Origin of the sequence: Mucilaginibacter sp., assembly GCF_028288105.1 — a bacterium.
In the GTDB taxonomy this organism is placed as follows: Bacteria; Bacteroidota; Bacteroidia; order Sphingobacteriales; family Sphingobacteriaceae; genus Mucilaginibacter.
Genome location: NZ_JAQBOI010000111.1, coordinates 20,003 through 27,430 on the forward strand (window position 1 = coordinate 20,003; position 7,428 = coordinate 27,430).

The 7,428-nt window shown below is 41.3% G+C and carries 8 protein-coding genes; 2 read left to right on the plus strand and 6 right to left on the minus strand.

Annotation, left to right across the window (positions count from 1 at the left end):
• Positions 1 to 9: 9 nt before the first annotated feature.
• Positions 10 to 1,614 carry an aminopeptidase P family protein gene (locus tag JWQ85_RS07940; protein ID WP_299466548.1) on the minus strand — a complete coding sequence of 535 codons (1,605 nt, stop codon included), beginning with the start codon at positions 1,612 to 1,614 and terminating at the stop codon, positions 10 to 12.
• A 154-nt stretch (positions 1,615 to 1,768) separates the two neighbouring features.
• On the opposite strand from JWQ85_RS07940, the gene JWQ85_RS07945 reads away from it, so the two are divergent.
• Positions 1,769 to 2,170 carry a DUF5655 domain-containing protein gene (locus JWQ85_RS07945; RefSeq protein ID WP_299466551.1) on the plus strand — a complete coding sequence of 134 codons (402 nt, stop codon included), beginning with the start codon at positions 1,769 to 1,771 and terminating at the stop codon, positions 2,168 to 2,170.
• A gap of 248 nt (positions 2,171 to 2,418) precedes the next feature.
• Here JWQ85_RS07945 and JWQ85_RS07950 read toward each other — a convergent pair whose 3' ends face one another.
• The 4 genes from JWQ85_RS07950 to JWQ85_RS07965 form a co-directional block, all read right to left on the minus strand.
• Positions 2,419 to 3,039 carry a hypothetical protein gene (locus JWQ85_RS07950; RefSeq protein ID WP_299466554.1) on the minus strand — a complete coding sequence of 207 codons (621 nt, stop codon included), beginning with the start codon at positions 3,037 to 3,039 and terminating at the stop codon, positions 2,419 to 2,421.
• 156 nt (positions 3,040 to 3,195) lie between these two features.
• Complete coding sequence (ahcY, locus tag JWQ85_RS07955) at positions 3,196 to 4,512, minus strand: adenosylhomocysteinase (RefSeq protein WP_299466557.1); 1,317 nt, start codon at positions 4,510 to 4,512, stop codon at positions 3,196 to 3,198.
• 540 nt (positions 4,513 to 5,052) lie between these two features.
• Positions 5,053 to 5,229 carry a hypothetical protein gene (locus JWQ85_RS07960; RefSeq protein WP_299466560.1) on the minus strand — a complete coding sequence of 59 codons (177 nt, stop codon included), beginning with the start codon at positions 5,227 to 5,229 and terminating at the stop codon, positions 5,053 to 5,055.
• A gap of 111 nt (positions 5,230 to 5,340) precedes the next feature.
• The gene (locus tag JWQ85_RS07965) at positions 5,341 to 6,192 is read right to left on the minus strand and encodes a M23 family metallopeptidase (protein WP_299466563.1); all 852 of its coding nucleotides are present in this window, start codon (positions 6,190 to 6,192) and stop codon (positions 5,341 to 5,343) included.
• A 204-nt stretch (positions 6,193 to 6,396) separates the two neighbouring features.
• On the opposite strand from JWQ85_RS07965, the gene JWQ85_RS07970 reads away from it, so the two are divergent.
• On the plus strand, positions 6,397 to 6,807 hold the full coding sequence (locus tag JWQ85_RS07970; protein WP_299466566.1) for a BrxA/BrxB family bacilliredoxin: 411 nt from the start codon (positions 6,397 to 6,399) through the stop codon (positions 6,805 to 6,807).
• A gap of 85 nt (positions 6,808 to 6,892) precedes the next feature.
• Here JWQ85_RS07970 and JWQ85_RS07975 read toward each other — a convergent pair.
• Positions 6,893 to 7,428, minus strand: a 536-nt coding sequence (locus tag JWQ85_RS07975) for a family 16 glycoside hydrolase (protein WP_299466569.1), incomplete at its 5' end; no start/stop codon positions are given.

The window sequence follows — 7,428 nt, forward strand, 5'->3', positions numbered from 1 at the left end:
TAGTTAATCCTATTTAAGCGGCGGGAATTTCGCACCGTCAAATATACTTTTTTCGGCGGCCATTTTCTCAACATCCTGCCATTTTCTTGGCGCATCTAATGATAAAATAGTGCCTTTATCTTTACCAATTACTATATCATCCTCTATGCGTACGCCTATGTTCCACCATTTTTTGTCGCACTTGCTGCCTGCCGGAATGTAAATGCCTGGCTCAACAGTAATTACCATGTTTTCTTCCAGGTTACCTGCATATGAGCCTTTATCGTGCACATCTAAACCCATGTGGTGTGATACGCCGTGCGGATAATAGGTACGCAGTTCTTTTGCATCTTTTATTATACCTAATTTAATAAGGCCCGCAGCTAACACTTCACCTGTTTTTGCTTCCAGCGATGCATACGGAACGCCAGCTTTGCACATTTTAAATACTTCTTCCTGTGCATCGTAAACTATCTGATAAATAGCTTTTTGCTCTTCGGTAAATTTGCCGCTTGGGGGTACGGTACGCGTAACATCGGCCGAGTAACCATGATACTCCGAACCCACATCCAACAATACCAATTGGTTATTCAGCACCAACTCGTTATTCTCCTCGTAGTGCAGGATGCAGGCATTTGCCCCTACCCCAACTATTGGCGGGTAACCTTCACCTTCGGCACCATATTTTTTGTGCACGTACATTAAAATGCCTTCCAGCTCACGTTCGCTCATGCTTGGTTTTATGGCACGCATCACCTCGGCATGGGCAATGCTGGATAGTTGTACCGATTTACTTAACAGAGCCAGTTCCTCGGGTTGTTTAATTCCACGCAAAGCTGTGGTGTATTCTGTAAATAATGCAGCATTACCATATTCGGCCTTAATTTTTGCTTTAACACTTATTAACGTAACCGAATCTGGCTTAGCCACCAACTCTTGTATAATAGCGCTGTTCTTGTGCGCATCATCACTAAGGCGAGGCTTCAGAAAATTCATTATCTGCGGAATATTTTTAGCAGTTGCGTATTTCCCAATTACATTAAAATCATTCATTAATGCTTTATCCACATCAGGCACAGCTGCCTTCGTTTTAAAAGTACTGATCAATCCTTTAAGATCGCCGCTGGCATCTTCAGACAGGTCGTCGTATATAACGGTTGTAAATTTCTTAAAATCGATAGGGAATTTGGCAAACTCGCTACCATTATAAACCCTTTTGAAACCCAATTGTGCTTTGGCACCCTCGACACCCACGCGCCTACCTGTCCATTGCTCGCGTTGTGCATCGCGCTTGCGCACAAACAACACTTCGTTATAGCTGGTGTCACCCGTGCCTTGTGCATCCTTAAATATTAATAAAGCCGCGTCCGGCTCTTTATATCCCGATAAATAATACAGATCGGGATTGGGATGATAAACATAATTTACATCATTTGAAAAAACCTGCTCGGGGTAAGCAAATATTACCGCTACCGAATTGGCGGGCATTAAATTGCGCAATGCCTGCCTGCGGCCTGCATGAAATTCCTTGCTCAGATAATCTTTAGGTGTGTTTTGGCTTTCTTGCGAAAAGGCTGTTACCGTAACCAGGCATATAGCCACGGCCGTTATAAGTGTTTTGTTGAATAGTTTCATTATTAATGAGGGTGTTAAAAACTGCATCAAGTTACAAATTAAATGAAATATATCAATATAACTAAATAATTAGTTATATACTGACGGGCATTACAAACTATAATTCAATATATTCGTTATGCGAATTATCTACAGGCAAATTAGTTTATAAGCCATGCCATTTACCTGCCCAAAATGCGACCGCGAATTGACAAGCGAAAGCCAAAGGCATTACTGTGCTCGTGTGAGCCTCGACGACCTGTTTAAAGGCAAACCTGATGAACTGCTTTTATTGTTTGATAAACTGTTAGCCGAAGTAGCCGACTGGCCAGATGTTTTGGTAGGCACTACCCCCAACTGTATTACGTTTGTGCACAGGCAAACATTCTTTGTAATCCGCCCCATGCAAAAGGTGCTCGATCTAAAATTTTACTCGGCAACGCAATTAACAGAGCCACCCGTGTTAAAAAGCACCGCTACCGCAGGTAGATTTGAGAACCATATCAGGCTGAGCCATACCAGCGAACTAAGGCCGCAGCTGTTTAACTGGATAAGAGGATCGTATGAATTGCTGTGATCATCCCGTGGCCTTTGAAGGTGCAATGACAGATCTTTGCGGGGGCGTGCAGCGTGACCGACTCTATTATTTGCATGTTGCCTCTGCTATGTTTGGATTTAATGGTGACGTTATTTCGTCAGTAGCTTATTTTTAAATTAATCATTATCAGTTATTTATGCATTCACAATGGTGTTCACGGCCGTGAACGTGAACACTTCTCACGCCATTTACTAATAATTGTCATGGGTAGAAACGCAGATCTCTTGTCATCTTCCCAGCCAAATTTCAATATAACCTGGTTTGGCTTTCGCATCTTTATACAATATTGCAGCGTACCCCTTATCGTATTTAAAGCGCATAAACTCTGCAAGCTTTTCTGCTTGTTGCTCGTCCTCAGGGTTAAAGTATCTTATTTCCGGGTTATTGGGGCGGCCGGGGTCTACAATAGTGCGGGCATTCATAATTTTAAACCCTGCAGAATTAAGCTGTAATTTGAGATCATTAAAGGCAGACGTTTTATTTGCATTGCCGGCTAATATATAGATCCGGGCATTACTTATGATAGGAGCCTCGAGGGTTTGTGATGTCGCCGCCTTTACCTGCGGTATAGTTTCGGGATCCTTTTGTTTTTCGAGTATGTAATTATTAACACTATCTCTAACATCTGATTGCTTTATTAAATTGGTATGTACCAATAACTTTAAAGATTGCAACCGTTCATCGGGCGAGCTTGATTCCAGTGCTTTCAATATCAGGTCCGATTGATATTTTTGCTCGGCAAGTCTTACGTTCCAGTATCCCTGCACAACACCGCCTACCACCGTACCAAGTATGGCAAAAAATCCTGAGAGTATTAATGCCTTTACAGCCGAGCTTTTGTCTTCCATAAAATCCGATAGATCACTATAAATGTATTATTTGATTTTTTGGCTTACTATAGCTACTAATAGTTATTTAAGAAACACCAGCGGCTAACAACCGTCACAAAAAAAGGGATATGGCTCACACCATATCCCTTTTGAATTTTTATTTTGAATTTCGTCTTAGTAACGGTAGTACTCCGGTTTAAACGGACCTTCAACAGTTACGCCAATGTACTCGGCCTGGTCCTGATCTAAAACTTCCAATTCAACACCAATTTTTTCTAAGTGTAAACGGGCAACTTTTTCGTCAAGGTGTTTAGGTAAGGTGTAAACTTTGTTTTCGTAAGCGTCACGGTTTGTCCAAAGCTCAATTTGAGCAAGGGTTTGGTTGGTGAACGAGTTACTCATTACAAAGCTTGGGTGGCCAGTAGCGCAACCTAAGTTTACCAAACGGCCCTCTGCCAATACAATCACATCTTTACCGTCGATAGTATATTTATCAACCTGTGGTTTAATTTCAATTTTCGAGCTGCCGTAAGCGCCGTTTAACCAGGCCATGTCAATCTCGTTATCAAAGTGGCCAATGTTACAAACAATAGCTTTATCCTTAAGGGCGCGGAAGTGCTGCTCACGAACTATGTTTTTGTTACCTGTTGCAGTAACTACTATATCAGCTTCTTTAATAGCAGTGCCTAATTTCTTAACTTCAAAACCTTCCATAGCTGCCTGTAATGCGCAGATAGGGTCAATTTCAGTTACAATTACACGCACACCAGAGTTACGCAGTGAATCTGCAGAACCTTTACCCACATCACCATAACCGCAAACAACAGCTACTTTACCGGCCATCATTACATCGGTAGCACGGCGAATAGCGTCAACCAATGATTCGCGGCAACCGTATTTATTATCGAATTTTGATTTGGTAACAGAATCATTTACATTGATAGCAGGCATTGGTAATGTACCGGCTTTCATACGCTCGTATAAACGGTGTACGCCTGTAGTAGTTTCTTCAGATAAACCTTTAATGCCGTCAATCAGTTCGGGGTAGCGGTCTAAAACCATGTTGGTTAAATCGCCGCCATCATCCAATATCATGTTTAATGGTTTGCGGTCTTCGCCAAAGAAAAGTGTTTGCTCTATACACCAGTCAAACTCCTGCTCGTTCATACCTTTCCAGGCATAAACAGAGGTACCTGCAGCAGCAATGGCGGCAGCAGCATGATCTTGTGTTGAGAATATGTTACAAGACGACCAGGTAACTTCGGCACCCAGTTCAATCAAAGTTTCAATTAACACCGCTGTTTGAATAGTCATGTGTAAACAGCCTGCAATACGTGCGCCTTTTAATATCTTAGCAGGGCCATATTCCTTACGCAGAGCCATTAAACCCGGCATTTCTGCCTCGGCCAATTCTATTTCCTTGCGGCCCCAAGCGGCCAGTGAAGCATCCTTCACTTTACTTTTAACGTATGCAGTTTCTACTGATGACATATTATTCAATTTTGAAATGCAAAAATAGTGAATATAAATATTTTAATGAAATTGGATGCATATCATTACCCGGCTATTGCATAACGGGTATAATGATAATACGCCACCTCTTTTAATGGCAGTATATTAATTGTCTGTTACTACCTAAGATAGTTGCGACTCAAGCTCTTTTTATTGAGAAGTTATCTGAAGCAAACACTACATACAAAAACATAGCTGCTACTGCGTATGCCCAAAATGCGTTATAAGCAAATAAAAACGATTCGCTAATAATCCTGAAATCGCTGCTCATAAAAGGGTATAACATAATGCATGCAAAAGATAAACAATATACAATTGCAAAAATAATAACATACTTTATTTTAGCGGGTAATTGCCTGTTGTAGTATAGAAACAGGAAAACAGCAATGGCTATAAATTGACTAATGTCTTTTAAATTACTCATTTGTATATAATACAGCCCCGGGTGGGTACCCTGTATTAAAAAGTAATAACCAATGCGAGTTAAAATAACCCAAAAACAAAGTATAACTATTTTCATTACGCACAGGCAGTGAAGGTACCGTCGTCATCGCAGGCGCCGCATCTTCCAACATGATCAGCTTCGCATCGTTCTTTGGGTGTTAAATCCACTTTCTGTTTTGCCAGGGCGGTTTCTGACACAACAATTAGCTGCCCTTTTTTCTTAGGCTCTTCATTTTTTAAGTTTTCTTTCATTTTGATAAAGGTTAAATTATTCGGCTAATATAATATTTATTATCACTCAAAATGATTGGCAATATTGCCCATTATTTTTTTAAAAGAAGATGACATAGAACACTGGTGAGATTACATATTTAAACTCAAATACTGTTTGGGATTAACCGGGTGGCCGTTCTTGCGGATCTCGTAATGCAGGTGCGGACCGGTTGAGCGGCCTGTTGAACCCACTTTACCAATCAAGTCACCAACAGTTACACGCTGGCCTTCTTTAACATTTATTTTTGACAAGTGGCCATACCATGTTTCCAGGTTATTGGCATGGCGTATTTTAATGCAGTTGCCATAACCGCCTGCCCTGCCTGCAAATATTACCCTGCCGCTGGCTGTGCATTTAACAGGATCGCCGCGGTGGCCGGCAAAATCAATACCGGGATGAAATTCACTTCCGCCAAAATCAAAGGGATTGCCACGCGAACCAAAAAAGGATGTGAAAGAGCTTAGCCTTGGATAACCCATTGGGGTGAACGCGATGTTGTTTACCAGCCTATCCAGGTAATTGCTAAAATCGCCATATAGCTTGGTATCACTTTTTGGTTTATCGCCAACATTTAGCTTTCTAAAGGATATGCTATGCAAACCGCGTTTGCTCATGAAATTATTTATTGTTTTTAATTTAGCCTGAATGTCTTGTATATAAGATACGGCCGTACTGCGGTTGCCTTCTTTTTCGGCATTAACCAACAATTCTTCTTGCGATTCTTTGTCTATTTGACCTTGTAGCGCAGCCACCTGCGATTGTAGCCTGGTATTTTCCTGCCTTTGCTGTACCGATTGCGTACTTAAGCGTACTATGGCGGTCATTAGTATCATTACTATTATTAATACAGCCGCAACAGCAAATTTAAGCGAGTTAAAGTGTTTTGCTTTTACCTGTACTATGCGTGGCTGGTCGTTATTTTTTTTTGTAATAATTCCCATACCTAAATCTTAAATTTTAAGTTCATTCTATAGTTTAATTAGGGGGTTAACAAACTAACGATGCAATATAATAAAAAATCCCCTTCTCCAATCCTGCTCGCCGCTATTATAACCGAAACGTCAATTAATACGGATTATTCTGATGTGGGGTTGTTTTTATTTTGAATTTGGTATTTTTGTATTGAATTTAAGCGAATTAAAATTATGTACCCAGAATATTTAGTTGCCCCAATGAGGGAAGAATTGACCAAAGTTGGTTTTGAAGAATTAAAGGATGCCCAATCGGTTGAGCAGGCTATTAAAAGCGAAGGCACTGTATTTATTATGGTGAATTCGGTTTGCGGTTGCGCGGCAGCTAATGCACGCCCTGCAGCACGTGCTGCAGCAGCTAACGAAAAACACCCTGATCGTTTGGTAACCGTTTTTGCAGGTATGGAAACTGAAGCTGTTAACGCTGCCCGTAACCTGATGTTGCCTTATCCTCCATCGTCACCATCAATGGCTTTGTTTAAAGATGGCAAACTGGTTCACATTATAGAGCGCCATCAGATAGAAGGCCGCCCGGCACAAATGATTGCCGATAACCTGATAGGCGCGTTTGAACAATACTGCTAATAAGATTCAAGACTGAAAGAGTCAAGATATAAGACAAATAAAAAGCCCGGTGCATTCGCATCGGGCTTTTTATGCATAAATCTTACTATTTCGATTCCGTTATTTTTAAGGTTTTCCAATCGCCGGGCGAACCGTTGCCAACCCAGTAACCAATTTTTGTCCCGCCAGTGTTCACGAGCGGCTCAACCTCCAACATTGCTTTTTGTACCCCGTTCACATACACACTTACCTTTTTTGGGGTGACAGTAATACGAACATGAAACCATGCATTAGGATCGGGCGCCGGGAGAACCGCCTGTTCATACTTATTTGGATATTTCTCCCTCAGTAAAGGCCAATCATATTTAGGAACGGCGATATATTGTACCCCATGGCTCTTTCTTACAGGGTCGGCCGCCAAAAAGTTAAATGGCCTAAAATACACACATTCGTAAGTGGTATCATTCAGCCCATGATAAGCTATCCCTACAAAACTACCTTGCGGTTTATCGTTGCCTTTAACATCAAACTCTATAGTGCCATTTTTGAACTGCATGTTATTAATCCATGCAATACCCACGTTGTCTACATCATTAAGGTGCAGGCTTCCATCGCCCCCAAAACTTAGTTGCCGGTTAACTA

Coding starts and splice junctions, on each gene's coding strand:
- JWQ85_RS07940 (WP_299466548.1), bottom strand. CDS start 1,614: ATGAAACTATTCAACAAAACACTTATAACGGCCGTGGCTATATGCCTG.
- JWQ85_RS07945 (WP_299466551.1), top strand. CDS start 1,769: ATGCCATTTACCTGCCCAAAATGCGACCGCGAATTGACAAGCGAAAGC.
- JWQ85_RS07950 (WP_299466554.1), bottom strand. CDS start 3,039: ATGGAAGACAAAAGCTCGGCTGTAAAGGCATTAATACTCTCAGGATTT.
- ahcY (WP_299466557.1), bottom strand. CDS start 4,512: ATGTCATCAGTAGAAACTGCATACGTTAAAAGTAAAGTGAAGGATGCT.
- JWQ85_RS07960 (WP_299466560.1), bottom strand. CDS start 5,229: ATGAAAGAAAACTTAAAAAATGAAGAGCCTAAGAAAAAAGGGCAGCTA.
- JWQ85_RS07965 (WP_299466563.1), bottom strand. CDS start 6,192: ATGGGAATTATTACAAAAAAAAATAACGACCAGCCACGCATAGTACAG.
- JWQ85_RS07970 (WP_299466566.1), top strand. CDS start 6,397: ATGTACCCAGAATATTTAGTTGCCCCAATGAGGGAAGAATTGACCAAA.